Source organism: Hymenobacter negativus, from assembly GCF_017571495.1.
Classification (GTDB): Bacteria; Bacteroidota; Bacteroidia; order Cytophagales; family Hymenobacteraceae; genus Hymenobacter; species Hymenobacter negativus.
Genome location: NZ_JAGETZ010000011.1, coordinates 108,044 through 134,455 on the forward strand (window position 1 = coordinate 108,044; position 26,412 = coordinate 134,455).

Below are 26,412 nucleotides of genomic sequence, written 5' to 3' on the forward strand. Positions count from 1 at the left end.
CTGTCCGTGCCCTGACCTTTGCTTCATCCATTTTTACAACGATGTACGCAACGGTTCTCACGCTTCATTCGGCCTTCCGCTGGCTGGTGTTGGGTAGCTTGTGTTATGCCCTTTTGCGGGCGTACCTGGGATATACTTCCAACCAATCTTTCACCAAAACCGATGATGCCGTGCGGCACTGGACGGCCACTATTGCCCACGTGCAGCTATTGTTGGGCATGGGGCTCTACTTCAGCAGCCCCGTGGTAAAGGCCGGTTTTGCTAGCCTCCGGCAAACGGGCTTCGCGCTGAACGAAGCCTTTTTTACCGTGCTGCACCCGCTGCTCATGCTGGTTTCGGTGGTGTTCATCACCATCGGCTCGGCGCTGGCCAAGCGGCGGCCCAACGCCCGGGAGCAGTTTCACACCATGCTGTGGTGGTACGGCGCAGCCTTGCTGAATATCTTCTTATTCATCCCCTGGCCATTTTCACCGCTGGCGAGCCGGGCCTTTTTTCGTTTCTGATATATGGCAAGTTTTTTCCAAGACAACGTGCGCCAGCTGCGCCTTATAGGCCTGCTGGAGGGCATTTCGTTGCTGATGCTACTCGGCGTGGCCACTCCCCTGAAGCACTTTTACGGCAACCCTGCGCTGGTTCGCATTTTGGGCCCCATTCACGGCTTGCTTTTCCTACTGTTCGTTATCAAGGCGTTGAGCGTAGGCGTAGAGCAGCGCTGGAAGTTCAGCGAAACCACTTGGAAGGTGCTGCTGGCCTGTCTGGTGCCGTTTGGCACCTTTTACGTCGATAGCCGAATTTTGAGCAAGATTCCGCCACTAGTGTAAAGACGCGGAGTGTCGTGCCTCTAGACCGTTCAAGAGCCTTAAAGCCGTCCATATGGGCGGCTTTTTTCGTGTCCAAAAAATAAATTTTCCAACCTGCATACAACCAATAAAAACCTGGCTTACGTTTGTGGTGTACTAGAACAATAATACACTAGAGCAACACGCAAATGGTCCGCATCCGTAACCTCCACTTTGGGTACTCCCGCAAGCGCCCACTCTTCCAAAACCTCGACCTGACGCTGGAGCGCGGGCATATCTACGGTCTGCTGGGTAAGAACGGCGCGGGCAAGTCCACGCTGCTCAAGAACATTGTAGGGCTGGCGTTTCCGCAGGCAGGCACCTGTGAGGTGCTGGGGCAGCCGGCTGCCAAACGCTTGCCGGCCGTGCTCGCCGACCTATTCTTCCTACCCGAAGAAGTTCACGTGCCGACCGTGACGGCGGCAAAATTTGTGGCGCACACGGCTGGCTTCTACCCCAAGTTCGACCACGACGCGCTGGCCCATTACCTCAGCGAGTTTGAGGTGCCAGCCGAGGCGGTGCTCACGTCCCTCAGCTACGGGCAGCAGAAAAAGTTCATGATTGCCTTCGCGCTGGCCGCCAATACCAGCCTGCTGGTGATGGACGAACCCACCAACGGCCTCGACATTCCAAGCAAGGCGCAGTTTCGCAAACTCCTGGCCTCGTCGCTCACCGACGAGCGTTGCCTTATCATCTCCACCCACCAGGTGCGCGATTTGGAAAGCCTGATTGATACCGTGCTGGTGGTGCATGACCGACGCATCGTGCTCAATGCCGACCTGGGCGAACTGGCCGAGCGCCTGACTTTCGCCACCGTAGCCGAACCCGACGGCCTGGACCTCTACACCGAAGAGTCATTGCGCGGCGCGCAGGTCATCCGGCCCAACCGCAACGGCGTGCCGGGCCGCGTCGACCTCGAATTGCTCTTTAACGCCTTGGTGGGCCAGGCGCCTGCCCTCACTCAATACCTCGCCAACAACCAGCCCACTCATGAGCCAGCACTTTAGTCTTTCGCGTTTCGCACGCTTGTTTAGCAAGCACACGGCCGAGTACGGCGGCGGCTACCTGCTAGCCACTGGCGTGCTGATTGGGGGCATCGCGTTGGTGCTTGGCTTCATCGCCTTCATGGGCGGCGGGCCGTTGGTACCCGATGTTCAAGGCGTCATTTTTGTGATGGGCCTGCTGGCGGCGGGAGCATTTTTCACCAGCACGGTGTTTGCTCCGCTCGGCGACAAGCGCCAAGCCACGGCCGCGCTTATGTTGCCTGCCTCGCACTGGGAGAAGTACGTGGTGGGCTGGCTATACGCGGTGCCCATTTACCTGGCGGTGTACATTGGTTGCTTTTTCCTGGTGGATGCATTGGTGCTGCAGGTGGAAGGGAAGTTTGGGCCAAAGGCGCCACTGGTGGTGCTATTCTCGAACGAAACACACCTCTATTTTTCGCTGCTGGTGTATTTGGTGGTGAGTGCGGTGTTTTTGTGGGGCAGTATCTTCTTCGTGAAGCAGCAGTTTGTGCGCACCGCATTTGCCGTGCTGATAATAGTGGTGGCGCTGGCGGTGCTGAATATGCAGCTAGTGCAGACGTTGCTCGGGCGCGAGGTAAGCAACGCGGTGCCATTGAGTGGCATGAGTTTTCAGGACGGCCAGAACTGGTATTCCGTCAACCTATCGCCGGCCCAGAATAGCTTGTTTATGGAGATAATGCTGGGCGGCTTGCTGCTGTTGGGCTGGGTGGGGGCCTACGTGCGCCTCACCGAAAAAGAAGTTTAATCGGGACGTATACCTATGGAATTCAAAGACAACGAAGCCATCTACCTGCAAATAGCCGGGTACGTGAGCGAGCTGATACTGCGCGGCAAGTGGCCGCCCGATAGCAAGATTCCGTCGGTGCGCGAGCTGGCCGGCGACTTGCAGGTGAACCCCAACACGGTGATGCGCACCTACGAGTTGCTGCAAAGCCAGGAGGTGCTGTATAACAAGCGCGGCATCGGCTTTTTTGTGGGGCCGGCCGCCGTGCAGCAGGTGCAGGCCGCCCGCCGCGAGCGGTTTCTGAGCCAGGAGCTGCCGGAGGTATTCGGCACCATGCTGCTGCTCGGCATCGGGCTGCCCGAAGTGCAGCGCCGCTACGAAGAATTTAAAACTGCCCAACCCATTCCCGTCGTTTCCTGATGAAAACCAGCAATAAACTTCTCGTGGCCGCCCTGGCCCTCGTGCTCGGCACTGTGGCCAGCTACGACGTGGCCCTGCGCGCCGAGTACCTCACCGGCCGCTACAAAGACCCTTTGCAGAACTACACCAAGCAGCCCAACACTGGTTTCGATGCGGTGGAAGTGCCCGCCGGGCTCTATTTCAAAGTCAGGATTGAGGCCGGGCCGGCCGGCGTGTGGGTGAATAAAGATGCGGCCGAATACGTGCGCTTCCGCCAAAACGGCCGCACGCTGGCCGTAACGCTGGCCCAGCCTGAGGAAGAACATTTCTTGGGTGGCCGGGAGGCCGTGGTCATCCACTGCCCGCAGCTGCAGCAGCTTACCACGGATTCGCCCTACTCAGCGGCTCGGCGCAAAGCGCACCAGGGCCAGCCCAGCGGTGAAGTGCTGGTGCGCAATTTCAACCAGGACAGCCTGCGTGTGGACCAGCGCTGGGCCGGCACCGTGAAGCTGGAAAGCAACAACCTACGACAGCTTCGCGCCGTGGCCGGTGCCTCTGTTGGTAGCGCGCCCGCACTGGAAGTGGCGGGCAGTAATAACATCCAGGGTGCTGACCTGGCCATCAACCACCAAAGCCGCCTCGACTTGAAAACCCAGATTCCGCAGCTGCGCTACCACTTCTCAGACAGCGCCACGGTCACTTTCGGCGGGACCGCCGCATCAGCCCTGACGCGTTAGAGACGCATAATTGCATCTCGTCGTTGAACGATAGTGACCCCAAATGACGCATACAACGAGACGCAAATAGGCGCCTTCATATCCTCCCCAATTCACTATGACCCGCCAATCCCTAAAACAGTCGCTGCTGTTGCAGCTAGCCGTCATCTACACCCGATACCTGATTGGCGGTGCCTTCGTCTTCGCTAGCCTGATTAAAATCAAGGGCCAGCGCTTCACGCAGATACCCGACGATGGCGGGCATAGCGTCGGTCATTTTTTCGAGATGATGTACCAGTCGGGGCTGTACTGGCAGTTTTTGGGTTGGGCGCAACTGGTAGCGGGGTTGCTGCTGCTCACGCAACGCTACGCCATGTTGGGCGCGGTGATGTTTGCGGGCATTATTGGCAACATCTTCGTTATCACCCTGTCCTATGATTTTGGCTACACGCCCATCATCACCGGGCTGATGTTACTGGCCACGGTGGCGCTACTGCTCTGGGACTGGAACCGGCTGCGGGTGATGCTGAACCTGCCGCCCCGGGAGGAAGCTACCTCGTCGCTGTTCGAGAGCCCACTGTGGGCGGTGGTGGGCGCGGTGCTATTCGCTTTCACTGCCGGCTACCGTCTATTCATCGACCAGTATAACTTTCTGCTGTGGGCCGGTGGGTGCGTAGGAGTGGGGGTAATGGCCCTGCTGGTAGCCTGGCGGCAAAGTAGAGTCTTAAGAATGGAGCGATAGGAGCTTCGCTATGTTACCATTGTGTTAAGCCAAAGTTACCTAACTGCCAGTGAGGGTAACTTTGGGGCAACGGCTGACTACATAAGTCGGGCCCTCGGCTTACCGAATGAACAAGCATCTTCTGGCTGGCGCGCTGCTGGCTACTGCGATGGGTGCGGCGCCTGCCGCCCACGCCCAAACCCCTCTCAACCCTGTGCAGCCCTGGGGCTCCTGGTTTATCGCCACGGTGCAGCTGCCAGGCAGTGCCGAGCACAAATGGGGCGGGTTTGCCGAGATTCAGGCCCGCACCAACGGTCTGTTCAAAGAGTACTTCTACAACGAGTTGAAGGCTGGGGTGAGCTATGACCTCGACCCCAATTTTACGGTGGCCGTGGCCGGTGGGCGCTACTCTACCTCCGACTACAAGGACCTCGAAGCCGGCCCGCTAAATACCGAAAAGCGCCTTTGGGAACAGCTGATTCTTACCCAATATTCGCACCGCCTCAAGCTGGAACATCGCTACCGCATTGAGCAGCGCTGGTTTAGTTTTCGCGATGATAGCACGGCGTTTCGCCAGCGTTACCGCTACCGCCTCAACGCCTTTTTTCCGCTTAATAAGAACACCATCACGGCCGGCACGATTTTCCTGGCGGCCTACGATGAAATTTTTCTCAACCCCAAAGGCCCCGTGTTCGAGCGCAACCGGGTGTATGGCGGCGTAGGCTACCAGCTCAACAAGCACTTTGTAGTGCAGGTGGGCTACGTCAACCAAGCCAACTACAACTACACGGCCCAGCAGGGCCAGTTCGTGCTGCAAAATACGGCGGCCAAGAATAACGTAGTCATGGCCTTTACCTACAAGTTCTCGCACCGCGCCGTGCCGGCGGGCCAGGAGCAGCTGCCCACGCAGCAGGACTGATTAAGTTGCACATCAACACCCTTTTCTGCAAACAAAGGCCCGGCAACCATTGCCGGGCCTTTTGTTTTCGCGTACACCCCCTCGACTCTAACCTATGAAAGCATGTCCAAAAAATCCGTAGCTGAAATCATTGTCGATACCCTCGTCGCAGCCGGCGTCAAGCGGGTCTTCGGCGTGGTCGGTGATTCCCTGAATGGCATTACCGACAACATTCGCACCCGCGACAACATCGAATTCATTGCTGTGCGACACGAGGAAGGCGGAGCCTTTGCCGCCGGGGCTGAAGCTCACCTCACCGGCGATTTGGCCGTGTGCGCCGGCTCGTGCGGGCCCGGCAACACCCACCTCATCAACGGCCTGTTCGACTGCCACCGCAGCCGCGTGCCGGTGTTGGCCCTGGCCGCCCAGATTCCCAGCGTGGAAATCGGGACCGGCTACTTTCAGGAAACCCACCCCGAGCGTCTATTCCAGGACTGCAGCCACTTCTGCGAGCTGGTTTCAACCCCCGAACAGGCCGTACGGACCATCGAAAGCGCCGTGGCCGCCGCCTTGGGCCAGCGCGGCGTGGCTGTGGTCGTAATACCCGGCGACGTGGCCTACCTCGAAGCCGAAGCGCCCAAAGTCCTGCTTCCCACTCGCGGCCGCCGTAGTACCCTGCGCCCCGCCGATGCCGACATCCGCCAGGCCGCCGAGGTGCTGAACAACGGCACCAAAGTCACCATTCTGGCTGGCATTGGTTGCGCCGAAGCCCACGCCGAACTGCTGCAAGTGGCGGAGCTGCTACAATCCCCCGTGGTGCACGCCCTGCGCGGCAAGGAGTACGTAGAACCCAACAACCCCTACGACGTGGGCCTGACCGGCCTGCTGGGCATGCCCGCCGCCTACCACGCCGTGATGGATGCCGACGTGCTTCTGATGCTGGGCACCGACTTTCCCTACCGCCAGTTTTACCCCGAAGATGCCCGCGTAATTCAGGTCGACGTCCGGCCCGAACACATCGGCCGGCGCACCCGGGTCGAAATCGGGTTGGTGGGTGATGTGGCTGAAACCCTGCGCCAGCTGCTGCAATACCTCGTGGCCCATCCCGATTCATCTCACCTCGAAGCCGCCCAGGAGCGCCACCGCGACGACGACGCCCACCTCGCCGAACTGGCTACCGGTGACGCTGGCGACACCAGCCTGCACCCTCAGCACGTGGCCCGTTTGCTGGACGAAATGGCGGCCGAAAACGCTATTTTCACTTGCGACGTGGGCACGCCTACCATCTGGGCCGCCCGCTATTTGCACATGAATGGCCAGCGCCGGCTCATCGGCTCCTTCGTGCACGGCAGCATGGCCAATGCCGTATCGCAGGCCTACGGTGCGGCGCTGGTCGAGCCCGGCCGCCAGGTCATCGCCATGTGCGGGGACGGCGGCCTAGCCATGCTCCTGAGCGAGCTACTAACCATTCGCCAGCACAAAATCCCGGTCAAAATCATCGTCTTCAACAACTCCGCCCTCAGCTTTGTGGAGCTGGAAATGAAGGCCGCCGGCATCATCGAGTACGGCACCGAGCTGGACAATCCCGATTTTGGCGCTGTAGCCGAAGCCGCTGGCTTGAAAGGGTTCCGCGTGAGCGACCCCGCCAATCTGGAAAGCGTGCTGCGCGAAGCCCTGGCCCACGACGGACCCGCGCTGGTCGACGCTGTGGTGAAGCGTCAGGAGTTGAGCATGCCGCCCAGCATTGAGCTGAAGCAGGCCCAGGGCTTCGGCCTATATGCGTTGAAAGCGCTAATGAATGGCAAAGGCAGCGAGCTGCTGGAGCTGGCGAAGACGAACCTATTTCGGTAGAATAGTAGCGCCGACTTTGTAGGCCGCGTCTCCGCGCTGGTCGCAGTTGTTCGGATTTCCATCGGGGACGCGAACTACAAAGTCCGCGCTACAGAAACCCAAAAGGCCTTTCCGCGTGTTAAATTCGGCCCCGCAACCCTTGCGGCGGCCGTTTCGCATCCATGACCAACAAAGAAATCAAAGCCCTTATCTCGCTGCTCGATGACCCGGAAATCGCGCCGCAAATCCAGGACAAAATTCAGAATCTGGGCGAAAGCATCATTCCCTTTCTGGAAGAATCCTGGGAAGAGACCCTCGACGGCCAGCAGCAGCAGCGGCTCGAAGACCTCATTCACCACCTGCAGTTTGAGGGGCTTCAGCAGCGCCTTAAAGTATGGCGCGAAGCCGGAGCCACCGACCTGCTCGAGGGAATGTGGCTGCTCAATACCTACCAATACCCCGATGCCGACTACCAGGCTCTGAACCGCGCCATCGAGCAGCTCCGCTTTGAAGCCTGGACCGCCCTGCGCCCCGAAATGCACCCCGCCGACCAGGTGCAAACCCTGAACTATGTGATGTTCAAACAGCACAAGTTCGCGGCCAACACCCAGCATTTCCACTCGCCGGCCAACTCCATGCTCCAGCGCGTGATTGAAACCAAGCGCGGCAACCCGCTCACACTCTGCGTGATTTACCTGCTGGTTTCCCAGCGCCTGAACCTCCCTGTTTTTGGTGTGAACCTGCCCAATCTGTTCGTGCTCACCTTTCGCCCCGAGCTGCGAGGTGCCGAGCCGTTCTACATCAACTGCTACAACCGCGGCCTCGTCCTCTCCCGCACCGATATTGAGCATTACGTTTCGCAGCTCAACATCAATTCCAACCCTATTTTTTACGAGCCCTGCTCTAACCTCGACATCGTGCGCCGTGCCATGCGCAACCTGCAGCTTAGCTTCGAGAAGCTGCAAGAGCCCGTGAAAGCTGCGGAAGTGGCGCTGCTGCTAAGCATTTTGGAGTAGCAGGATGGCAGGCAGTACCCCCGAACCTTCATTTCGGAGGTACTGCCTGCCATCTATCTTTTAATCAAACAGCCAGCGGCGCGTTTATCGGCCACGCCGGCCGGGCGGCCAGCCAGTACATTGTCCAGCACCTGTTTTAGGTACGGCTGCTGCACGCTGCTGGCCACTTGGGGGTTGTCGTCGATGGCGCCACGGTAGCGGATGGCAAAGCCACCAGCTGCTGGCTCTAGGACCACGGCTTCGGCGGTTTTGCTTACGCCCAGCATCCCGGCCACTTGCTGGCTGGCATCGGTGAGGGTGGGCAATTCGACTTCGCCGGGAGCAGCAGTACCGGGCGCGTCGAGGTTAATAGGCACGTTGACGAACAGAAACTGCACGCCCCGGCCCCGGTAGGTGCTGCTGAGCGAAGCCAGTCGCTCCTGGTAGAGCCGCGAGAAAGCGCAGGCAGGGTTTAAGAATACCACCACCACGGCTTTGTTGCCGGCGTAGCTTTTTAGGGCTACATCGGCATTGGCGGCTGTTTTGAGAGTGAAATCGGTGACGGTGCCACCGCCTTGGGCGCGGGCCACACCCACGGCCAGCGTGAGGGCCAGCAGCGCAACGGCGGCAACAATGGAGATGCGGCGGAATGACATGGCAGGAAGGTAAGGGAAAAGTAACGAAAGCATCATCGGCTAAGCGGCTGGTTCGTGGCAGTAAGTGAGGACGTAGCCGGGTGCCGGCTGAGAATAGCAAATGCAGTGCCGCGTCTTAATACCTTCCAGGACCAACGTAGCCGGGATTTCGCCGGATTGCTGCGGGACAAAGGAACCCAATAAAAGCTGGGTTTTGAAGATGATGCCGCGCTGAGCCGCCAGCTTGTACAGCGTTTCTTTGGCGCTCCAGAGCAAGCTGTAGTGGGTGTGGCTATCGGCGGCGGCCGCTTGGGCAGCGGCCCACTCATCGGCGGCCAGAAACTTGCTGGCCAGCCGCTGAGCTTTGTCACGGATGATTTCGATATCTACTCCAACCTGGCCGCCTTGGCTCAGCACCGCTGCTGCCCAAGCGCCGGAATGCGACAGCGATACGGTGAGATTATGCGCTGTACCCGGCAGCCAGGGCCGCCCGGTGGCATCGTTGTGCACCACCAGATTGGTGGGTGGGACGGCCATTATTTCCAGCGAAAGTGCATGGATGAGCACCCGCCCGGCCAGCCACTGTGCCTGGCGGACGGCATCGGCCGTGGCCGGCATCAGGGGCAGGTAGGCCTCTTGCCAGGGCAGCAGGCGCCACAGCTCCTCCGGCGTTTCGCTGAGGTGCCAAAGGCCCAGCACGGCGGTAGGGGAGAGGCGCTGGATGGAGTGCAACGGCATGTTTTTTAGTGATTAACGGTTGGTGGTTAACGGGGAATGAACGTTGGGGCGGGTTTGCACCGAGGGCTACTTTATGGTTGGAAATGCCCCGTCGGGTTGTATCGGGCCATTAATCATTAACTGCTAATCATTAACCATTAAACACGAAGCTACCTTTGCGGCGTTACTATGTCTGAAATTTTCCGCCCGCCCGTTACCCGAATTGCCACCCTCGCCGGCCACCGCGACGCAGTATATGCCATGACGGGTGGCGCGGACGACACCATTTATTCCGGCAGTGCCGATGGTATGGTGGTGAGCTGGAACGCCGCCGAGCCAGGCCGTGATGGCGAGCTGCTGGCCCGCGTCGAGAACTCGGTATATGCCCTGCGACATTTGCCAGCACTGGATATGCTGGTGCTGGGGCACAATTTTCAGGGTATTCAGGCCATTGATTTGGCGAAGCGCCAGCTGGCCCACGCCACAGCGTTGCCCCCGGTGGCCATCTTCGAAATAGTGGTTTCGCAGAGTCGGCAGCGGCTGTACGTGGCGCTGGGCGACGGTACGCTGGCCGTGCTGACGCTGCCCGATTTCCGGCTGGAGAAGCTCCTGCGCCTCGCCGATAAAAGCCTGCGCTGCCTTGCGCTGCACGAAGACCGCCACGAACTGGCCGTGGGCAGTTCCGACACCTTCACGCGCATCCTCGACCTGGATTCGCTGACCACAAAATACACGCTGGGCGAAAGCACGAACTCGGTGTTTTCGGTGGCGTATTCGCCCGATGGCACGCGCCTGCTCACGGCTGGGCGCGATGCCCAGGTTAGGACCTGGGACGTGCCTGCAGGCTACTCATTGGCTGGTACCGTGCCGGCTCACATGTACACCATCAACAACCTGGCCTTTAGCCCCGATGGGCAATACCTGGCCTCGTGCAGCCTCGATAAAAGCATCAAGCTCTGGGACGCGGCCACGCTTACGCTGCTGCGCGTGCTCGACCGCGCCCGCGCCGCTGGCCATGGCACGTCGGTGAACCGGCTGGTTTGGCCGGGCAACCAAAACCGGCTAGTTTCGTGTAGCGACGACCGTAGCCTGGCCGTATGGCAAATAGAAGCATAGTTGTCAGCTGTTCGCTATCAGTTTTCAGGGAAAAACCTGCCTGATTTCCATCTGCGACCCGAACAACTGGCAACAAACAACTGACAACTAAAAAAATGAAACTCACCGCCCTCGATATCCGCCAGAAAACGTTTGAAAAATCCTTTCGGGGGGTTGATAAAGACGAGGTGCAGGCTTTCCTGACCACAATTTCGCAGCAGTGGGAGCGTATGGGCGACGAAAACCGCGAGCTGCGCCTCAAGCTCGAACACGCCCAGCACGATGTGCAAAAGATGCGCGAAGTGGAAAGCAGCCTCTACCGCACCCTGAAAACCGCCGAAGACACTGGCAATAACATCACCGAGCAAGCCCAGCGCGATGCGGACCTGCGCATCCGCGAAGCCCAGTTTCAGGCCGAAAGCATCATCAGCGAAGCCCGGCAGCGAGCCCGCGAAGTGATGGATGGCGCCTACCAGCAGGCCGAAAAAACCGTGACTGATATGCAGCGCGAAGTATCCGGCCTCGGCCAGGAATGCCAGCGCCTGGAGCAGCAGCTCGATACGCTGGTGCGCGACCTGCACCACCTCGCCTCCGATGCTCTCGACAAGGTGGAGAAAGCCCGCAACCGGCCCAAGGGCGGCACGGCAGCCATCCTTTCCCGCGCCGCCCGCGTACAGGTAGAACGGCCGAAAGAACCGGTCGTGGAACCCATCCCCGAGCCCATGCAAGTCACTGCCACTTCCGCTGTTTCGTCCGTAGCTGCCGTAGCCGCCGCCACGCCGACTTCTTTCCACCAATCGGCCCGCGCCCGTTCAGAAGAACAGTTAGAGCGCACCCTCGAAACTACCGGCTACAACCCCAAGCCCGGCCAGCAACCCGACCCCGGAGCGCCCGCCGAAGCCCCTCGCCCCGACATTGAGCGCCCCGGCGCCCCGGCCGAAAACCCTGGTATTTCGCCCGCGCCCCACATCGACCCACCTGCTCCCTCCCAGGTGCCCGAGCCGAACCCGCCTTATGTGCAGCCCGCTGCACCTGATATTCAGCCGGTAAGCCCCAACCATCCCGAAATTAACCAGCCCTCACCGGTCACGCATCCCGGCCAGCCGGGCATGGCTGCCGCGGCGGCCTTCGTTGCGCCCGCTGAAGCAGCGGTCAGCGAGAAATCGTTTTTTGACGAAATCTAAACCACAGATTAGTCGGATTCTGTAGCCGGCATTTTGAGAAAGCCTGCCTTTTGGCGGGCTTTCTTGTTTTATGGATTAGGCAGCGTTTTGTATTGCAGAAGGTGCATTTTGTATAAAGGGGAGCGGCCGGGGTGGCGGGACCTTTGTGACGTAAATCAAGTGATTTACTTTACTTCACAAATTGAGAATGAGCACCATCAAAAAAGTAGCCTTGGGCAGCCAGGGCCTGGAAGTACCCATCGAAGGATTGGGCTGCATGGGCATGACGACCCTGGCCGGCATGAGCGTGTATGGTACCGCCGACGAAACCGAAAGCATTGCCACCATCCACCGCGCCTTGGAGCTGGGTGTGAACCTGCTGGATACCGCCGACCTCTACGGCCCGCTGCTGAACGAGCGGCTGGTGGGCAAGGCCATTGCCGGCCAGCGCGATAAGTATTTAATCGCCACTAAATTTGGCTTCGAAGTCGATGATAACGAGGCGCTGACCTGGGGCTACAATGGCAAGCCCGAGTATGTGCGCAAGGCCATCGAACGCTCGCTCCAAAACCTGGGCACCGATTATGTGGACCTCTACTACCTGCATCGCCTCGACCCCAACACGCCCATCGAGGAAACCGTAGGTGCCATGAGCCGGCTGGTGGAAGAAGGCAAAGTCCGCTACATTGGCCTGTCCGAAGTCTCGGCCGAAATCATTCGCCGGGCGCACCAGGTGCATCCCATTACGGCCCTGCAAACCGAATATTCGCTCTTTGACCGGGGTGTGGAAGAGGATGGGGTACTGCAGGCCACGCGCGATATGGGCATTGGTTTTGTGGGTTATTCGCCGCTGGGACGGGGCTTTTTATCGGGCGATATTACGAAGTTTGAGGACTTTGAAGCCACCGATATCCGGCGCAACCTGCCGCGCTATCAGGGCGAGAATTTTACCAAAAACCTGGCTTTGGTAGAGAAAGTGAAAGCCCTGGCCACGGCTAAAGGTATTTCGGCTTCGCAGCTGGCGCTGGCCTGGGTGCTGGCGCAGGGCGTGGTGGCCATTCCTGGCACCAAGCGCCGCAAATACCTGGAAGAGAACGTGGCCGCCGCCAGCTTCCAGTTGAGTCCAGCCGAGCTGACCGAACTGGAAGCCGTTATGCCCGTGGGCAGCGCTGCCGGTGCGGCTTATGCGTAAGCTCTGAAGTTTATGAATGATAAAAGCCATGCTGCTCGCAGCATGGCTTTTATCGGATAATATATCTGCTGCCCCAACCCATGAAAAATGCCTCCAAGGATTTCCACGTACTAAACACCGTGACGGACTACACGCGGTTTTTCGGACTGCCCGCGCCCGCGCATCCGCTGCTCACTATTATCGATTTGGCAGAGGCCTGTGGCTGGGCCCGCGACCATAATATTCCTCCGGTGACGACGCCCGTGGTGCAGCAGTTCTACACCATTGCGCTGAAACGTGGGCTGAAAGGAGAGCTTTATTACGGGCACCAGTCTTACGATTTTAGCGACGGAGTGCTGTTTTTTCTGGCTCCGGGCCAGGTTTTTGCCGCCGATGCCTCGCTGGATACTTCGGAGGTGAGCGGCTGGCTGCTGGTATTCCATCCCGACCTGCTGCACAAATATCCGCTGGGCCAGAAAATAGCCACCTACGGTTTCTTTTCCTACGAAGTGCACGAAGCCCTGCATCTGTCCGAGCGGGAAGAAGGTGTGCTCAATGGCCTGATGCAGACCATCCAGGACGAGTACGAACGGCCCATCGATGCTTTCAGCCAGGATGTGCTGATTTCCCAGCTCGAAGTGTTGCTCAACTACGCCAACCGCTTCTACCATCGCCAGTTCCTTACCCGCCGTACGGCCGAACACGACCTGCTGAGCCGTTTCGAAGCCCTGCTCAACGCCTACTTCACCGAGGCTGCTGAAAAGCCGCTGCCCACCGTGCAGTATTTCGCCGATGCCCTGCACGTTTCGCCAGCCTATCTCAGCGACATGCTGCGTACCCTCACCGGCCAGAATACCCAGCAGCACATTCACCACGCCCTTATTGAGAAGGCCAAAAGCTTGCTGCTCAGTACCTCACTTACCATCAATGAAACGGCGTTTCGGCTGGGGTTTGAGTACCCGCAGTATTTCACGCGCCTTTTCAAAAGCAAGACTGGGCAAACGCCCGCGGCCTTCCGCTTCTCGGCGCATTGAGAGGGCGCGGGTTCGGCTTATTCTTGCTGCGGTACGTTCTTGCGCCTTGAAACCGGAACCCGATGTATGACTTTGCCGGCTACCACGAGGTAGTTCTGACCGACCATGAACTGGGCGTGAGCTTTCCGCTGGTGGTTTTTTACCCAACCCAAGCCATCGGACAGGATGATGCCGTGGGCCCTTACCAGTTGGTGGTGGCGCGGGATGCGCCGGTGGCCGAGGGCATATTTCCGCTGGTGGTTATTTCGCACGGGCGGGGGAGCTCGCCATTTGTGTACCGCACGCTGGCCCATTATTTGGCGCGGCAGGGGTTCGTCGTGGGCTTGCCGGAGCACCCGGGCAACAACCGCCGCGACAACACCTGGGAAGGTACCACCCAAAACCTCGTGGCCCGGCCGTCTCACCTGCGGTTAGCCATTCAGCAGCTCTTCAAGAATCAGCTGTTTGCCCGCGTGCTAAAGCCAGATGGGATAGGGGTTATCGGCCATTCTATGGGTGGCTACACTGCGCTGGCGCTGGCTGGCGGTACACCCACTGCGTTTCCGCACGAAACAGTAGATGGGCAGGAGCAGCTTATTGCAGTAGTGGCCGATACCCGCATCAAGGCGCTGGTGCTGCTGGCACCCGCTACAGTTTGGTTCAGGGCGCAGGGGGCCCTGCACGGGGTCGACGTGCCCATGCTGCTGCTGACTGCAGAGAAGGACGAGTACACGCCTTTCTTCCACTCGCAAATTGTGCTGGAAGGCGTGGCCGATAAGCACAAAATTGAACATCGAATTATTGAAAACGCGGGGCACTATTCTTTTCTAAGCCCGTTTCCAGCTTCGATGCAGAGCCCCACCTTTCTGCCTTCGCAAGAGCCGCCAGGATTCAACCGAGTACGGTTTCAGGAAGGCTTGCACGCTGAAATAGCCGCTTTCCTGCGCCAGAAACTGTAGCATTTGGGTAATGCTGCATCGCGCCAACGCCGCTATAGCCATCCCTGTACCGAATGACCGCCAAAAATTCCCCGGTTGACTCCTGGCGTGAAGATGCCGTAAGGGAAGGCTGGCTCAAGCGCGCTGGCTTCGTCCAGCCGTTGGAGTTGTTCTGGGACGAGGCGTAGCTCCAGCGCGGCCAGGTTGTCGTGCAGCTGCGCTGTTTTGCTGACCCCAATGATAGGTGATGTCACGCCCGGCTGCGCCAGCACCCAGGCCAGTGCCACCTGCGACAGGGGCCGCCCGACTTGTTCAGCCACGCCCCGGAGCGCGTCGAGAATGCGCCAGTTGCGGTCCGTGAACAGCGTATCGCCGAATGGGTTGGGGCCGCTCAATCGGCCTTCGCCACTGGCTCCGCCCTCGGCGCGCTGGTACTTACCGGCCAGGAAGCCCGCCGCCAATGGGCTCCACGGTGTGACGCCCAGGCCACACTCGCGGGCTGCTGGCATGTGTTCGCGCTCAATGCTGCGCTCCACCAGCGAATAGGCCACCTGCATGGCAATAGGGCCAGGTGCGGCGTGGGTCTGAGCCAGTGTGGCGGCTTTGGCGGTGTACCAGGCAGGCATGTCAGAAAAGCCGAAATAGCGGATTTTGCCGGCTCGCACGAGGTCACCCAGCGTTTGGAGCACCTCTTCCACGGGCGTCACCATATCCCAGACGTGCAGCCAGTACATGTCCACATAATCGGTTTTGAGGCGTCGGAGAGAGCCTTCGAGGGCACGGTGAATATTTTTGCGGCCATTGCCGCCGCCATTAGGGTTACCGGTCTGGCCGCTGAACCCAAATTTGGTGGCCAGCACCAGCTTATCGCGCAGGCGGCTGGCGGCAATGTATTGGCCTACCAACTCTTCACTCCGTCCGCCGGCGTACACGTCGGCCGTGTCAATAAAATTGCCGCCCGCATCTACGTAGGCATTGAAAATGGCCTCTGATACGTCGTCGGGTGAGCCCCAGCGTGGGGTGCCGAAGGTCATGGCACCCAGGGCGAGTGGGCTAACGATGAGGCCGGAGCGGCCGAGGGTGCGAAAGGCGGTGAGCGACATAAAAGGGCGGATTGAGCAGGTGTTTTTGATGGGTTTGGTGCAACAGTATTACCCTGCAAAGGTCCTGGCCGACACAGCGGGGTGAGCTATACAAACCGCCGCTTTTGCAACACAAAACCGGTGCGGCCTGCCGTCACATGGTTTTCGCCTACTTTTGTTCGGCTATCCCTTTCACTTATTCAACACCCCGTCGCATGGGCCAAATTGCACTCGAAGGACTAGAGTTTTTCGCCTTCCATGGCTACTACGACGAAGAGCAGAAAATCGGGAATAAGTACGGCGTCGACTTGTATATCAAAACCGACCTGCTGGCGGCCGGCGAATCGGATAAGCTCACGCAGACGGTAAACTACGAAATCCTCTACCGACTGGTAGCCGAGGAAATGCGCGCTCCCGCCCGGCTACTGGAGCATGTGGCCCACCGCGTGCTGGACCGTATCATGGCCGAGCTGCCGCACGTGCGCAAGGTGCGCATCAGCGTCAGCAAGTTCAACCCGCCGCTGGGCGGCATCTGTCAGCGGGCGCGGGTGACGCTGGTGAAGCGCCGGCAGCTGGAAGCTGCTTAGAAAAGCAGTAATCACAGGAATATAGCCGTTAGGCTAAAAATATACCATTGTAAGATAGCGGGTTATGCGCAAAATGGTGCTTTATACGAAGCAATTCGTAGTTATGACTTGCAACTACGAATTGCTTCGTAGCATCTTTGCCATATCCTACGAAATAATTCGTAGTAACCTCACGTTTTCGCAGCATGAGCAAAGCACCGCCCCCCAAACCTACGGATTCCGAACTGGAAATCCTGCACGTGCTCTGGCAGCACGGGCCCGCCACCGTGCGGGCCATCAACGACCACCTAAGCCAGCGCCGACAGGCGGAGGTAGGCTACACTACCACGCTCAAAATATGTCAGCTGATGCTGGAGAAGGGGCTGGTGCGGCGTGATGATGCCGACCGCAGCCACGTGTACCGGGCCGCAGTGCGCGAGCAGGAAACCCAGAACCTGCTCCTCGACAAGTTCGTGGATGCCACCTTCGGCGGTTCGGCCCTGAAGCTGGTGATGCAGGCCCTGGGCAGCCGCCAGACGTCGGCCGACGAGCTGGCGCAAATTCGCCGCCTGCTCAATGACATTGAAATCCAAAACTCCACTTCAACTTCCGACGACGATGACCACGCTTGAGAACTTCGTTTCGCCCGCCCTAACGCGGGCTTTGGGTTGGACCTTGTTGCACTCGCTGTGGCAGGGCGCACTGGTGGCGGCCGTGCTGGCTGGCGCGTTGCTGCTGCTGCGCCGGCAGCGGGCTGAGGTGCGCTACGTGGCGTCGGCCGGGGCGCTGGGCATGGTGGTGGCGTTGGCCGGCATCACGTTCGGGCTGTACTTCAATTCGACGGCTGAAAAAGCGCCACGGCTGGGTTCTGGAGCGGTACTGACCGAGCAGTCGGGCGGGCTGAAGCAGGCCGATGCAGCTAAAACCAGCACTGCAACGGTTGCGAAGAAAGCGGTGGTCGTAACTGCATCACAGGCCAACACCCTGCCCCAAAGCCACGCCGTGGCAGCTTCTCCGGCGGCCCCGGCCACCCAGAAAGCAGCGCTGAATTGGTTGACCGCTGGCCTACAGTATTTCGACAAGCACCTGCCGCTGCTGGTGGTGGCCTGGCTTTTGGGGCTGCTGGCCATGAGCCTGCGCATGCTGGGCGGCCTGCTGTATGTACAGCGCCTGCGCAACTACCGCGTGCGGCCCCTCAGTGCCGCCTGGCAGGAGCGCCTGGCTGCGCTGGCCGCGCGGAGTGGTGTGCGCCGGCCGGTGGCGCTGTTGGAGTCGGCGCTGGTGCAGGTGCCGCTGGTGGTGGGCCATTGGCGGCCCGTAATTCTGCTGCCGCTGGGCACGGTGGCCGGCCTTACGCCGGCGTACCTGGAAGCCATTCTGGCGCATGAACTGGCGCACGTGCTGCGCCGCGACTACCTCGTGAACCTGCTCCAAACGGTAGCTGAGGTGCTGTTTTTCTATCACCCTGCCGTGTGGTTTGTGGCTAACTGCGTGCGCACCGAGCGCGAAAACTGCTGCGACGATACCGCTACGGCCCTTGTAGGCGGCGACTCCATGCGCCTGGCCCGCGCCCTCACCGCCCTGGCCGAGTGGAGCCACAGCGCGGTGGTGCCTACTGCCCCGCGCCTGGCCCTGGCGGCCATGGGCAAGCGTGGCGCTTTGCTAAACCGGGTGCGCCGCCTGGTGCAGCGTCGCCCGGCCGCACCCACGCTGGCCGAAGGCATTATGGCCAGTGCGCTGGTGCTGGGTGGGCTGGGCCTGCTGGGTGGCAGCGTGGCATTGGCCGGGCCGCTCCAGGTGCCGGCTACGGAAAAGCCGGCGGCATTTGACTGGCAAACCGGACCGGCGCAGACGGCTTCAAAACCAACTGCTTCTGACACTACTAAGCGCGCAACCAACAGTAAACCAGTTACAACAACCTCGGCGGCCCCAATGCCTGCCTTACCATCCCCGCCTGCACCACCCGAGCCGCCGCAGGAAATCAGCCGTGAAGGAGTGGTGAAAGAAGGCACGAACATGGACGATAACCCCAGCCAAGACCAGCCTCGTCCGACGCATAAGATGCGCCGTGTTATCGTCAATGGCCGCGAAATGGAGCCGGGTAATTTCCCTGGCAACCCTGGCACAGTGGTTATCACGAAGGATAAAAAAGGCCGCGTGACCGACCTCGTGGTAAATGGCCAGCGCGTAGAGACGGAAACCCGCAAGGGCAAGCTCAAAATCAAGGACAAAGGCAAAAAAGACAAGGACGACCAGCAGGTCGAAATCATCCAGGTGATGCCCCAGATGGCACCTGATGCGCGCACTTTCGTGTACCGCAGCGATGGCCTGAAACAGCGGGAAATTGAGCGAGACGTACGCCGCGAAGTTGAGCGCGAGCTTCGGCGCAATTCCAATAGCAACTTCGATTTTCAATCCGATTTCCCGAACCAGAACCTGCGCATAGCTCAGGGGTTCCGGGTTTCGCCGAAGTTACAGCTAGGGCGGAGCTACCAACTGCAACGGCTCACCGTCGACCCCAACCTCAACACCCACAGAGCAGACCTGGACGCCTTGCGCGGAGCCGAGCGAGGCTTGCGTACCGCTGCTTCGGCCAAGGGCCTGAGCACCGAGCAACGCAAGCGCATCAACAAAGAACTGGAGAATGTGCGCACCCAGCTGCACAAGGCCGAAAGCGAAGCATCGTCGCTGCATAAGCTGCGCAACGGCGGCGAGATGGACGACGAACTGCGCGACCGCCAACAGGAGCTGCGCGACCGCCAACAGGAGTTGCTGGACCGCCGCCAGGAACTGCAGGAACGCATTCGCGAGTCGCAGCAGGAGTTGCGGGACCTGGAGCAAGGCCGGGCCACCCGCGACCGCGAGCAAGCCGACCGTGACCGTGCGCAAGCCGACCGCGACCGTGCGCAAGCCGACCGCGACCGGGAACAGGCCAACCGCGACCGCCAGCGCGCTGACCGTGACCGGGAGCGTGCCGACCTTGACCGCAAACGGGCCGACCGCGACCGGGAGCAGCACGAAGCACTGGTAAACCAGCTGCAAAAAGATGGCCTGATACAGGACCGCGACAACTTTCAGCTCAAGCTTACGGCCAAAAGCCTGACGGTGAACGGCAAGGAGCAACCAGCCAAAACGCACCAGAAATACCTGAAGCTGTACGAAGCCAACAGCGGCCGCAAAATGAGCTCCAGCGGCGCAATGGTTATCAGCCGCAATGGCAGCACCAGCACAAACATCAGCCGGAGCGATATGCCTGAGCCGCCGCGTCCGCCCCGGGCTCCGCGCGCGCCGCTAGCACCCATGATGGACGCGCCGATGTCGCCGGTGGCCCCGCCTGCTCCGCCCACGCCGCCCCAAATTGACACGGAAAGCCTGCGCGATGAGCTGCGCAAAGACGGCGTGATTGGCGCTGGCGAGAAGGAGTTTCAGTTCCAGCTCAACAGCTCGGGTCTGACGGTGAACGGTAAGAAGCAGTCGGAAGAGCTGGCGCAGAAGTACCGCAAGATGACCGGTCACGACAACGGCAAGAAGTTTAATGTGACGATTTCGACCCAGGAATAGCAACGGGTACCAACGAGCGAAGGCCGGTTTTCTTAATAGGAAACCGGCCTTTTTCGTGGCGAAGCCGCTGTTCGACGCTGCCAGCAGTGGCCTAGGAGCGCTTTGCCCCGGTAGCCAGTTGGCGAAAATAAAGTTTTTGCCTTCGGTAACGAATGAGCAGTAGCGCGGTATTCCTCACCGAGAATATTTGGTTCGCTCACGACCGGCCGTTTAAAATCTGTGAAATCACCCCAGCCCACGCAACGGTTGGGTGCCCGCTCGCATCTCTTGGCCCCTCCGAAAGCCTTATTTATTCGGACAAACACTATGCGTCGATTTCTACTGCTTGGTTGGCTGATTCTATATACCGGGGCGGCCTGGGGCCAGGCGCCGGCTACGGTGTCGGCGGCGGCCGATGCCGCCAAGGTGGCGCCCAAGCGCAAGCTGCAGGCCACGCGCATCAGCACGCCCCTCAAGCTCGACGGCGCGCTTGATGAAGCTGCCTGGCAGGCCGCGCCCATTGCCACGCAGTTTTATGAATACGAGCCCACGCCGGGTCCCATCGAAAAGCACCCGACGGAGGTGCGCGTGCTCTACGACGACAACGCCATTTACATCGGGGCCATCATGCACGATGTGTCGCAGGATTCCATTTTGCGCGAGCTGAGTGCCCGCGACAATATTGGCAATTCGGACTGGTTTGGGGTGTTTTTCGATACCTACAACGACCACCTGAACGCCTATGAGTTCATCGTGACCTCGGGTGGCGTGCAGTTCGACGCCCGGCAGTCGCCCACCAACGGCGAGGACGGCAACTGGAACGCCGTGTGGGACTCGCACACCGCCCTGCGCGGCACCGATTGGGTGGCCGAAATCCGGATTCCTTACTCCGCCATTCGCTTCAGCAAGGCCACGGAGCAGGTGTGGGGGCTAAACTTCGGGCGGCAGCGGCGCAGCTCGCGCCAGAAGTTTTTCTGGAACGAGGTGAAGCCCGCCGTGTCGGGCTTTGTGAACCAGTGGGGCGAACTAACGGGCCTGAAAGACCTGCAGCCACCGCTGCGCCTCTCGCTCACGCCCTACGTCTCGGCCTACGTCAACCACTACCCCTACAACGAGCAGGGCAAGCAGAACATGACCACCAGCTTCAACGGCGGGGCCGACGTGAAATGGGGCATCAACGAAAGCTTTACGCTGGATGCCACACTGGTACCCGATTTTGGGCAGGTGCAGAGCGACAACCAAGTGCTCAACCTTTCGCCCTTTGAGGTGCAGTACAACGAAAACCGGCAGTTTTTCACCGAGGGCACCGAGCTATTCAACAAGGGCGGCCTGTTCTATTCGCGCCGGGTGGGGGCCACCCCGCTGGGTTTTGGCGGAGTGGAAGACCAACTGCGCGCCGGTTACCAGAACGACGACGGCAGCCGCCACCGGGGCGAATTCATCGTGCAAAACCCTGGCGTGACGCGCCTGCTAAATGCCACCAAAGTATCGGGCCGCACCAGCAAGGGCCTGGGCATCGGCGTATTTAACGCCATCAGCAACGACGTGTACGCCACCGTGCAGGACAGCACCAGCGGGGCCCGCCGCGACGTGCTGACCCAGCCGCTGAGCAACTACAACATCGTGGTGCTCGACCAGAGCCTGAAGAACAACTCCTACGTCTCGCTCATTAACACCAACGTAACCCGCGCCGGCTCTACCTACGACGCCAACGTGACCGGCGGCCTCTTCCGCTTCGCCAACAAGGCCAACTCCTACGCCCTCGACGGCCGCGTGGTGTACTCTAACCGGCGCGGCAAAGCCTTTGGGAAAGAGGACGACGTAACGGACCAGGACGGCTACAAGTATTACCTGTCCTTCAACAAAATATCAGGCAAATTCACCTGGGGCGTCGACCACGGCATCGAGTCGCATAGCTACAATCCCAACGACCTGGGCCTGCTCTTCGCTAACAACAACATCTCGCAGAGCCTCTACGCCAACTACAACATTTACAAGCCTTTTTGGAAACTCAATAAGCTCAGTACCTACGCCAGTCTCTCGTACTCGCTGCTAGAGCAGCCGCGGCTCTACCAGGACCTGGGCTTCTACACGGGCGGCAACACCACCATCACCAAAAACTTTCTCACCGTTGGGTTCGACTACTCGCTCATTCCCGTCACCCGCGACTACTTCGACCCGCGCCGGACGCCCCTGGGCAAGTACTACGTGCGCAAGCCCGCCAACACCGGCCTGAGCGGCTTTATTTCCTCCGACTACCGCAAGAAATTCGCCTACGACCTCAACGGCGGCGTCCGGCTATTTGCGGCTGATGGCGACCGCACCGGCCGCACTTCCGCCTCACTCTCCATCAGCCCACGCTACCGCGTCAGCAACCAGCTCAGCTTCGTGTATGCGCTGAGCGTGGAGCGCAACCAGAACCAGATTGGCTACGCCGGTGGCCTCGACAGCAGCTTGCCCTACGACAACGGCTTTCTCACCAGCTTCGGCGGCGACGAGGGCGACGTGCTCCTAGGCCGCCGCAACGTCACCACCTTCACCAACACGACTACGGCCACCTACACCTTCACCAACCGCATGTCGTTCAACATCCGGCTGCGGCACTATGTGAGCAACGTGCACTACCGCGACTTCTCGCGCCTGCATCCCAACGGCATCGAAACCCCCGAACCGGCCTATGAGCGCAACCGCGACAACACCTTCAACGCCTTCAACATCGACGCTGTATACTCGTGGTGGTTCGCGCCCGGCTCGCAGGTCAGCATTGTCTGGAAAAACGCCGGTTCTTCCTTTTTCGAAGCCAACGCCGCCACCCCGCTCTACTTCGACAACCTTAGCAACACCATCAACACCCCGCACAATAACAACGTGTCGATAAAGGTGCTGTATTACCTGGATTATCTGGCGTTGCGGCCCCGGCGGGGGTAGGAAGAATTACAGTCCATTTTTGCTGCTTGCATAACTACTATCTGACAGCCAGTTCAGTGCGATTTGCTTTTCATGAAATCGGAACCCAAGGATTTTGCAAGTAATAATATCTCCTGCTTGAGGCCAAGCTGAATTATCATAGGGCAGTTTCTCGCACTCTTCAGCAGTAGGGTAGCCTATGTCTATCAACCCACAAATACCCTGTGGGAGCTTTACGAAAACCCCGAACGGTACCACTTTAGCTACTTTGCCGGTTATGACTGTGCCTTCATTTAGGCTTTCTACTATTTCGTAGAATTCCACAAAGCCAGCTATTCGGGTTGGTGTTATATCATTTGGTGATGCACTCAAATAGAGGGTGCCATCAACATAATTCATGATTACCATCTCAATGCTAACGCCTGATGCTGGTATTAATGATTCATCGAAAGTAGTAAAATCATAGTTGTCAAATAAATTATGGTAAGGAAGTATTGACTTAAACACCGATTCGGTTTGCATCTGAATATCACACGATATAAAGCCGGGAGCATGATTATATATTTTATGCCCAGTCACGATGCCTGAGATAGGGTGTCCTACTTTATGGGTGTTTTTTAGAACTTCGTATTGGTCCATTTTAGGCCTTTAAAATCTGATAAACTTATTACTCGTTCAGCCCCTTGCCACTCAAAATATGCGGCATCCATTTCTCAACTCGGGCCTCCCGGGTTTTGGCTTGCTTAGGGCTGGAAAAATGGAGCAAATATCCCCGTTGCCGGCCCGGCGTCAGAGCTTCGAAAGCGGCTTGTAGGGCTGGGTTTTCGTTTAGCTTGCGCTGAAATTCTGCTGAAACAGCGAATTCGGAGGTGGACTTGAGTCGAACTTGCAAGCCGAGGTTTTCTATCTCGATAGCTTCGTAGAGGTAGGCTCTCAACGTAGGTTCCAACGCCACTATTTCTGACATGCTGGCAAAGCGGATTTGACGTTGGGCCTGCGTATTCTCCGTTTGCTGCACCAAAATACCGCTGGCGTCCTGCAGCAAGACGCCTTTCAGAAACAGCAAGGCACAGTACTGTTTCATCGCGTGGATGAGCACCACGTTGCCCTGCTGAATATTGTAGCACGGTACCCCCCATTTCAATTCCTCAATCAGCCCGCAGTCGAGGACTAGTCGGCGTAGGGCAAGCTGCTCCTTCTGCCATTTTTCGGCTTTGTCGAAATAAAAATCGACGTCAGGATTAGGGGTATACTGGTTCATTGCAGGCGGCTGTGGAGTTTAGGGTGGTCGTTGGGCAGGGTTACCACCAACTTGTGCTGCTGCTGGAAAGCTAGGCAAATAGCACCAGAAACATGAGCCTGACCTAGGGCCTATGCTAAACTATTCCAAGGTTCTGTTTTCGGCCGTAGCGCAAGGCCTTACGTTAAAGAAGCTCCGAAACCGGCTCAACCGCTCCCTAGCCGAATCCACTGGCCGAGGGGCGCTGCTGATTATTAGTTTGTTTTCATGCTTTCCACCCAATATTATTTCTCCAACGCCGTGGGCTCGGTGCTGTTTGTGCCCGACTCTTTTGTGTACCTGCATTTTACGGGCGAGCCCATGAGCAGCATCGAGTTGCGTGCCCTCTACGTGCATGCCGCCAACCTGCTGGCGCGCTACTCGCTGGGAGGCATCCTCGCCGACCACCGCGCCATGCCCGCCGCTTTTGCTAAGGAAGACCAGGACTGGCTGCTGACCCACTGGCTGCCCCAAACCGTCAGCCCGCCTCCGCCGCCTGTCTTCTATGCTGTGCTGCCCAACTCACACCCGGCTCGCCGCCTGCACACCGACGACGTGCTCCAAGATTTGCGCCGCCACGTAACCGTGGGTGTATTTGAAGAGCTGGAGCACGCCGCCGACTGGTTGAAAAGGCAGGAAAGCGGCCCCGTTGCCGACTAGTGGCCCGGCGGGCTCATTTCCGCTATTCACCAAAACCACAGGCTGCCGGCCCGACCTTGCAGACAATTTCCACCTAATCCTTCCTGATGCCCGAAGCCCCGTCCGTTTACGAACAAACCCTTGCCTGGCTCGACCAGCACCTCATTCGCAAATTCTACACGGAGCAGGTGCGGCGGGTTATTCTGCAAAGCCTGCCGTTCTGGCTGGCTTCGTTTCTGGTGGGGGTGATGGCGGTGGGCTACGAAAAACTATTCGGCTGGGCCGAGCAGATGAGCTTCGCGTGGCTGCGGCAAAATCCATTGCTGGCCTTCGTGCTCACTCCAGTGGCCTTCCTGCTGGCCTGGATAGTAGTGCGGCAGCTGGCCCCCGCCGCCCGAGGCAGCGGCATCCCGCAAGTCATGGCCGGCATCGAGCTTTCCAACCCCGTGCATCATACCCGAACAGTGCACCTGTTGGGCCTGCGCGTGGCTGCCGTCAAGGTTTTTAGCAGTGTGGTGCTGCTATTGGGTGGTGGCGTTATCGGCCGGGAAGGGCCTACCATTCAGATTTCGGCGGCCATTTTTCGAGCCATCAACCGCTTGCAGCCCAAGGGTTGGCCCCAGCTTTCACGCCAGATTGCGCTGGTGACCGGCGGCGCGGCCGGCTTGGCGGCGGCCTTCAATACGCCGCTCGGCGGCATCGTGTTCGTGGTAGAGGAGCTGACTCAGATTCACCTCAGCCGGTTCCGTATGGCTGTTTTCACAGCTGTCATCATCGCGGGGCTCACGGCGCAGGAATTCCTAGGGCCTTACCTCTACTTGGGCTACCCCAAAATCACGTCGCCGGGCGGCTGGTTCACGGCCACCATCATGCTGGTGGCCATCATTTGCGGGCTGGCCGGGGCATTTTTTGCCAAAACACTGCTCTTGCTCAATGCTTTCCGCAAGCGTTTCACCACGCTGCCCGCGCAAGCGGCTTGGGTATTAGGCTGCGGCCTGCTGATGGCTGCGCTGGCCTACGCCGTGGGCACGGAAGGCGTAGGCACCGGCAAGCCCATCATCAACCGCTTGCTATTTCAGAACGATGGCCTTACGCCGTGGTATCTCTTCCCGGTGCGCTTTGTGGGCATGGCCCTGAGCTACAGCAGCGGCGCGGCGGGTGGCGTATTCGCCACCTCGCTCAGCGCGGGCGCCTTGCTCGGCGACGGCTTGGCCCAGCTCGCCAACGTGCCCGTAGCCGACCGCAACCTGCTCATCCTGGTCAGCATGGTGAGCTTTCTCACCGGAGTGGTGCGATCACCCTTTACGGCGGCAATTCTGGTGCTCGAAATGACGGACCGCCACGGTGCAATCTTCCAACTGCTACTCAGTGGCCTGCTGGCCCAGGGCATTGCCGCGTTGGTTGATAAGCACTCGCTCTATGAGCACCTCAAGGCCGGCTTCGTCCGCGAGACGCTGGAGCAGCGCCGGGAGCCAGCTACTTCGGTGTTCTACGAGATTTGAGTAGCTGGAACCTCACGT

The 26,412-nt window shown here is 59.3% G+C and carries 26 protein-coding genes; 21 read left to right on the forward strand and 5 right to left on the reverse strand.

Annotated features, from left to right (window positions below; translation table 11 throughout):
* The first annotated feature begins 41 nt into the window (after window positions 1-41).
* The 10 genes from J4E00_RS20445 to J4E00_RS20490 all read left to right on the forward strand — a co-directional run bounded on the left by J4E00_RS20445 (window position 42) and on the right by J4E00_RS20490 (window position 8,168).
* Window positions 42-503, forward strand: coding sequence for a hypothetical protein (locus J4E00_RS20445; RefSeq protein WP_208177128.1), 462 nt, complete (start codon window positions 42-44; stop codon window positions 501-503).
* 3 nt (window positions 504-506) lie between these two features.
* The gene (locus J4E00_RS20450) at window positions 507-821 is read left to right on the forward strand and encodes a DUF3817 domain-containing protein (RefSeq protein ID WP_208177129.1); all 315 of its coding nucleotides are present in this window, start codon (window positions 507-509) and stop codon (window positions 819-821) included.
* A 167-nt stretch (window positions 822-988) separates the two neighbouring features.
* Entirely contained in the window at window positions 989-1,846 is an 858-nt protein-coding gene (locus tag J4E00_RS20455; protein WP_208177130.1) for an ATP-binding cassette domain-containing protein, read from the forward strand.
* Window positions 1,830-2,609 carry a hypothetical protein gene (locus tag J4E00_RS20460; RefSeq protein WP_208177131.1) on the forward strand — a complete coding sequence of 260 codons (780 nt, stop codon included), beginning with the start codon at window positions 1,830-1,832 and terminating at the stop codon, window positions 2,607-2,609. The genes J4E00_RS20455 and J4E00_RS20460 overlap by 17 nt, the downstream gene beginning before the upstream one ends.
* A gap of 15 nt (window positions 2,610-2,624) precedes the next feature.
* Window positions 2,625-3,008 (forward strand): GntR family transcriptional regulator, encoded by a 384-nt coding sequence (locus J4E00_RS20465; RefSeq protein ID WP_208177132.1) that lies wholly within the window; start codon window positions 2,625-2,627, stop codon window positions 3,006-3,008.
* Entirely contained in the window at window positions 3,008-3,724 is a 717-nt protein-coding gene (locus J4E00_RS20470; protein WP_208177133.1) for a hypothetical protein, read from the forward strand. Before J4E00_RS20465 ends, J4E00_RS20470 begins: the two co-directional genes overlap by 1 nt.
* 97 nt (window positions 3,725-3,821) lie before the next feature.
* The gene (locus J4E00_RS20475) at window positions 3,822-4,445 is read left to right on the forward strand and encodes a hypothetical protein (RefSeq protein WP_208177134.1); all 624 of its coding nucleotides are present in this window, start codon (window positions 3,822-3,824) and stop codon (window positions 4,443-4,445) included.
* Window positions 4,446-4,551: 106 nt separating this feature from the next.
* Window positions 4,552-5,343, forward strand: a complete 792-nt coding sequence (locus tag J4E00_RS20480) for a DUF2490 domain-containing protein (RefSeq protein WP_208177135.1) — start codon at window positions 4,552-4,554, stop codon at window positions 5,341-5,343.
* Window positions 5,344-5,445: 102 nt separating this feature from the next.
* Window positions 5,446-7,173 (forward strand): ubiquinone-dependent pyruvate dehydrogenase, encoded by a 1,728-nt coding sequence (gene poxB / locus J4E00_RS20485; protein ID WP_208177136.1) that lies wholly within the window; start codon window positions 5,446-5,448, stop codon window positions 7,171-7,173.
* A 161-nt stretch (window positions 7,174-7,334) separates the two neighbouring features.
* Entirely contained in the window at window positions 7,335-8,168 is an 834-nt protein-coding gene (locus J4E00_RS20490) for a transglutaminase-like domain-containing protein (protein WP_208177137.1), read from the forward strand.
* Between the two features lie 53 nt (window positions 8,169-8,221).
* Here J4E00_RS20490 and J4E00_RS20495 read toward each other — a convergent pair whose 3' ends face one another.
* Together J4E00_RS20495 and J4E00_RS20500 are read right to left on the reverse strand one after the other, a co-directional pair.
* The gene (locus J4E00_RS20495) at window positions 8,222-8,803 is read right to left on the reverse strand and encodes a redoxin domain-containing protein (protein ID WP_208177138.1); all 582 of its coding nucleotides are present in this window, start codon (window positions 8,801-8,803) and stop codon (window positions 8,222-8,224) included.
* A gap of 39 nt (window positions 8,804-8,842) precedes the next feature.
* Entirely contained in the window at window positions 8,843-9,520 is a 678-nt protein-coding gene (locus J4E00_RS20500) for a 4'-phosphopantetheinyl transferase superfamily protein (RefSeq protein ID WP_208177139.1), read from the reverse strand.
* Window positions 9,521-9,688: 168 nt separating this feature from the next.
* On the opposite strand from J4E00_RS20500, the gene J4E00_RS20505 reads away from it, so the two are divergent.
* From J4E00_RS20505 to J4E00_RS20525, 5 genes are all read left to right on the forward strand, one after another.
* Window positions 9,689-10,615: a WD40 repeat domain-containing protein gene (locus tag J4E00_RS20505; protein WP_208177140.1), complete on the forward strand. Its 927-nt coding sequence runs from the start codon at window positions 9,689-9,691 to the stop codon at window positions 10,613-10,615.
* A 95-nt stretch (window positions 10,616-10,710) separates the two neighbouring features.
* Window positions 10,711-11,778: a DivIVA domain-containing protein gene (locus tag J4E00_RS20510; protein WP_208177141.1), complete on the forward strand. Its 1,068-nt coding sequence runs from the start codon at window positions 10,711-10,713 to the stop codon at window positions 11,776-11,778.
* A gap of 187 nt (window positions 11,779-11,965) precedes the next feature.
* The gene (locus J4E00_RS20515) at window positions 11,966-12,949 is read left to right on the forward strand and encodes an aldo/keto reductase (RefSeq protein ID WP_208177142.1); all 984 of its coding nucleotides are present in this window, start codon (window positions 11,966-11,968) and stop codon (window positions 12,947-12,949) included.
* 80 nt (window positions 12,950-13,029) lie between these two features.
* The gene (locus tag J4E00_RS20520) at window positions 13,030-13,962 is read left to right on the forward strand and encodes a helix-turn-helix domain-containing protein (RefSeq protein ID WP_208177143.1); all 933 of its coding nucleotides are present in this window, start codon (window positions 13,030-13,032) and stop codon (window positions 13,960-13,962) included.
* Window positions 13,963-14,024: 62 nt separating this feature from the next.
* A complete protein-coding gene (locus tag J4E00_RS20525; RefSeq protein WP_208177144.1) occupies window positions 14,025-14,900 on the forward strand; it encodes an alpha/beta hydrolase family protein in 876 nt (291 codons plus the stop codon).
* A gap of 32 nt (window positions 14,901-14,932) precedes the next feature.
* On the opposite strand, the gene J4E00_RS20530 is transcribed toward J4E00_RS20525, so the two are convergent.
* Window positions 14,933-15,982 (reverse strand): aldo/keto reductase, encoded by a 1,050-nt coding sequence (locus tag J4E00_RS20530; RefSeq protein WP_208177145.1) that lies wholly within the window; start codon window positions 15,980-15,982, stop codon window positions 14,933-14,935.
* Between the two features lie 194 nt (window positions 15,983-16,176).
* Between J4E00_RS20530 and folB the strand changes: the two genes are divergently transcribed.
* The 4 genes from folB to J4E00_RS20550 all read left to right on the forward strand — a co-directional run bounded on the left by folB (window position 16,177) and on the right by J4E00_RS20550 (window position 22,995).
* Window positions 16,177-16,548, forward strand: coding sequence for a dihydroneopterin aldolase (gene folB / locus J4E00_RS20535; protein WP_208177146.1), 372 nt, complete (start codon window positions 16,177-16,179; stop codon window positions 16,546-16,548).
* A gap of 185 nt (window positions 16,549-16,733) precedes the next feature.
* Window positions 16,734-17,159: a BlaI/MecI/CopY family transcriptional regulator gene (locus J4E00_RS20540; protein WP_208177147.1), complete on the forward strand. Its 426-nt coding sequence runs from the start codon at window positions 16,734-16,736 to the stop codon at window positions 17,157-17,159.
* Entirely contained in the window at window positions 17,146-20,088 is a 2,943-nt protein-coding gene (locus J4E00_RS29880) for a M56 family metallopeptidase (protein ID WP_208177148.1), read from the forward strand. The genes J4E00_RS20540 and J4E00_RS29880 overlap by 14 nt, the downstream gene beginning before the upstream one ends.
* Window positions 20,089-20,394: 306 nt before the next feature.
* Window positions 20,395-22,995 carry a DUF5916 domain-containing protein gene (locus J4E00_RS20550; protein ID WP_208177149.1) on the forward strand — a complete coding sequence of 867 codons (2,601 nt, stop codon included), beginning with the start codon at window positions 20,395-20,397 and terminating at the stop codon, window positions 22,993-22,995.
* A 6-nt stretch (window positions 22,996-23,001) separates the two neighbouring features.
* On the opposite strand, the gene J4E00_RS20555 is transcribed toward J4E00_RS20550, so the two are convergent.
* Both J4E00_RS20555 and J4E00_RS20560 read right to left on the reverse strand, forming a co-directional pair.
* On the reverse strand, window positions 23,002-23,613 hold the full coding sequence (locus tag J4E00_RS20555; protein WP_208177150.1) for a S1 RNA-binding domain-containing protein: 612 nt from the start codon (window positions 23,611-23,613) through the stop codon (window positions 23,002-23,004).
* A 28-nt stretch (window positions 23,614-23,641) separates the two neighbouring features.
* Entirely contained in the window at window positions 23,642-24,235 is a 594-nt protein-coding gene (locus J4E00_RS20560) for a YdeI/OmpD-associated family protein (protein ID WP_208177151.1), read from the reverse strand.
* Window positions 24,236-24,481: 246 nt separating this feature from the next.
* Between J4E00_RS20560 and J4E00_RS20565 the strand changes: the two genes are divergently transcribed.
* Window positions 24,482-24,913 (forward strand): hypothetical protein, encoded by a 432-nt coding sequence (locus tag J4E00_RS20565; RefSeq protein WP_208177152.1) that lies wholly within the window; start codon window positions 24,482-24,484, stop codon window positions 24,911-24,913.
* An 86-nt stretch (window positions 24,914-24,999) separates the two neighbouring features.
* Window positions 25,000-26,394 (forward strand): chloride channel protein, encoded by a 1,395-nt coding sequence (locus J4E00_RS20570; protein ID WP_208177153.1) that lies wholly within the window; start codon window positions 25,000-25,002, stop codon window positions 26,392-26,394.
* The last annotated feature ends 18 nt before the right edge of the window (window positions 26,395-26,412 follow it).

Bases quoted from the DNA above. Each gene is read 5' to 3' on its own strand.
- J4E00_RS20445 (WP_208177128.1), top strand. From the start codon at position 42: ATGTACGCAACGGTTCTCACGCTTCATTCGGCCTTCCGCTGGCTGGTG.
- J4E00_RS20450 (WP_208177129.1), top strand. From the start codon at position 507: ATGGCAAGTTTTTTCCAAGACAACGTGCGCCAGCTGCGCCTTATAGGC.
- J4E00_RS20455 (WP_208177130.1), top strand. From the start codon at position 989: ATGGTCCGCATCCGTAACCTCCACTTTGGGTACTCCCGCAAGCGCCCA.
- J4E00_RS20460 (WP_208177131.1), top strand. From the start codon at position 1,830: ATGAGCCAGCACTTTAGTCTTTCGCGTTTCGCACGCTTGTTTAGCAAG.
- J4E00_RS20465 (WP_208177132.1), top strand. From the start codon at position 2,625: ATGGAATTCAAAGACAACGAAGCCATCTACCTGCAAATAGCCGGGTAC.
- J4E00_RS20470 (WP_208177133.1), top strand. From the start codon at position 3,008: ATGAAAACCAGCAATAAACTTCTCGTGGCCGCCCTGGCCCTCGTGCTC.
- J4E00_RS20475 (WP_208177134.1), top strand. From the start codon at position 3,822: ATGACCCGCCAATCCCTAAAACAGTCGCTGCTGTTGCAGCTAGCCGTC.
- J4E00_RS20480 (WP_208177135.1), top strand. From the start codon at position 4,552: ATGAACAAGCATCTTCTGGCTGGCGCGCTGCTGGCTACTGCGATGGGT.
- poxB (WP_208177136.1), top strand. From the start codon at position 5,446: ATGTCCAAAAAATCCGTAGCTGAAATCATTGTCGATACCCTCGTCGCA.
- J4E00_RS20490 (WP_208177137.1), top strand. From the start codon at position 7,335: ATGACCAACAAAGAAATCAAAGCCCTTATCTCGCTGCTCGATGACCCG.
- J4E00_RS20495 (WP_208177138.1), bottom strand. From the start codon at position 8,803: ATGTCATTCCGCCGCATCTCCATTGTTGCCGCCGTTGCGCTGCTGGCC.
- J4E00_RS20500 (WP_208177139.1), bottom strand. From the start codon at position 9,520: ATGCCGTTGCACTCCATCCAGCGCCTCTCCCCTACCGCCGTGCTGGGC.
- J4E00_RS20505 (WP_208177140.1), top strand. From the start codon at position 9,689: ATGTCTGAAATTTTCCGCCCGCCCGTTACCCGAATTGCCACCCTCGCC.
- J4E00_RS20510 (WP_208177141.1), top strand. From the start codon at position 10,711: ATGAAACTCACCGCCCTCGATATCCGCCAGAAAACGTTTGAAAAATCC.
- J4E00_RS20515 (WP_208177142.1), top strand. From the start codon at position 11,966: ATGAGCACCATCAAAAAAGTAGCCTTGGGCAGCCAGGGCCTGGAAGTA.
- J4E00_RS20520 (WP_208177143.1), top strand. From the start codon at position 13,030: ATGAAAAATGCCTCCAAGGATTTCCACGTACTAAACACCGTGACGGAC.
- J4E00_RS20525 (WP_208177144.1), top strand. From the start codon at position 14,025: ATGTATGACTTTGCCGGCTACCACGAGGTAGTTCTGACCGACCATGAA.
- J4E00_RS20530 (WP_208177145.1), bottom strand. From the start codon at position 15,982: ATGTCGCTCACCGCCTTTCGCACCCTCGGCCGCTCCGGCCTCATCGTT.
- folB (WP_208177146.1), top strand. From the start codon at position 16,177: ATGGGCCAAATTGCACTCGAAGGACTAGAGTTTTTCGCCTTCCATGGC.
- J4E00_RS20540 (WP_208177147.1), top strand. From the start codon at position 16,734: ATGAGCAAAGCACCGCCCCCCAAACCTACGGATTCCGAACTGGAAATC.
- J4E00_RS29880 (WP_208177148.1), top strand. From the start codon at position 17,146: ATGACCACGCTTGAGAACTTCGTTTCGCCCGCCCTAACGCGGGCTTTG.
- J4E00_RS20550 (WP_208177149.1), top strand. From the start codon at position 20,395: ATGCGTCGATTTCTACTGCTTGGTTGGCTGATTCTATATACCGGGGCG.
- J4E00_RS20555 (WP_208177150.1), bottom strand. From the start codon at position 23,613: ATGGACCAATACGAAGTTCTAAAAAACACCCATAAAGTAGGACACCCT.
- J4E00_RS20560 (WP_208177151.1), bottom strand. From the start codon at position 24,235: ATGAACCAGTATACCCCTAATCCTGACGTCGATTTTTATTTCGACAAA.
- J4E00_RS20565 (WP_208177152.1), top strand. From the start codon at position 24,482: ATGCTTTCCACCCAATATTATTTCTCCAACGCCGTGGGCTCGGTGCTG.
- J4E00_RS20570 (WP_208177153.1), top strand. From the start codon at position 25,000: ATGCCCGAAGCCCCGTCCGTTTACGAACAAACCCTTGCCTGGCTCGAC.